The sequence below is a fragment of the Oleiphilus sp. HI0067 genome (assembly GCF_001635735.1).
Map to the genome: position 1 here is coordinate 1 of NZ_LWFI01000356.1, position 1,238 is coordinate 1,238.

Genomic DNA, 1,238 nt, shown 5'->3' on the forward strand with positions numbered 1-1,238 from the left:
TTCACTCGAGTCTAAGTTTGGCTCAAATCGCTGTTCTAACTTCCATTTATTCGCAACGTCATTTAAACAGCTGTAAAGCCCTGCTTGAACCGCTGCGATATATGCTGCTCCCAACGCGGTTGTTTCAACTATTTCAGGACGCTCTACAGGCACATTNCATAAATCAGATAAACACTGGGCGAACCAGTCATTCACGATCATGCCTCCATCCACGCGCAAACTCTCAACATGAGCACCGTCGCGAATCATCGCTTCTAATAAATCATTCGTCTGGTGCGCGACAGATTCTAAACCAGCAGTGACGACTTCGTTGGCCCCAGTGTCACGTGTAAGTCCTAATACCGCCCCGCGCGCATCAGGGTCCCAGTAAGGGGCTCCTAGACCTGTAAAAGCCGGAACCACATATAAGGCATCTTGATAACCGACCTCTGTCGCAATCGCTTCCGATTCATGTGCATTTTCAATGACGCCAAGTCCGTCTCTTAACCACTGCACCGCAGCACCAGCAACAAAGATACTCCCTTCCAAGGCATAGACCACTTCACCATTGAAACGATAAGCCACCGTTGATAACAGCTTATTATCTGAGCGAAGGGCCGTGTCTCCGGTATTGAGAATCACAAAGCAACCTGTACCATAGGTACTCTTCAACATGCCTTTATCAAAACATGCTTGTCCAACAAGAGCCGACTGCTGATCACCGATCATCGCAAGTATTGGAACTGGTGCGCCAAGCCACTCTTCACTGCAGACACCAAAGTCAGCACCACAATCTTTTACTTCGGGTAAAACTGATTTAGGAACGTCAAATAACGCTAGTAATTCGTCATCCCATTGCTGATCTATGATATTGAAAAGATTGGTTCGAGAAGCGTTTGTGGCGTCCGTTGCATGCACCTCTCCATCAGTAAGCCGCCAGAGCAAATAGCTATCAATCGTACCAAAAGCCAAATCACCCTGATCTGCCAATACCCTAGCGCCATCGACATTATCTAAGATCCAAGCAATTTTTGTCGCAGAAAAATATGGATCTAACAGTAACCCTGTTTTGTCACGCAGTGTTCCTTCATCATAATTAGAGCGCAGTTTAGAACAGATAGACGCTGTACGTCGGTCTTGCCATACAATCGCGTTATAAATAGCTCGACCGGTTTTTCGATCCCAAACTATCGTCGTTTCTCGTTGGTTAGTGATACCGATTCCCTTAATGTCCTTCGCTGCAATCCCTGCTTTCGAAA

1 protein-coding gene is annotated in these 1,238 nt (G+C 46.6%); it reads right to left on the reverse strand.

The window, feature by feature from the left end; translation table 11 throughout:
* On the reverse strand, positions 1-1,238 hold a 1,238-nt coding region (locus tag A3739_RS04320), incomplete at both ends, for a glycerol kinase GlpK (protein ID WP_068500460.1).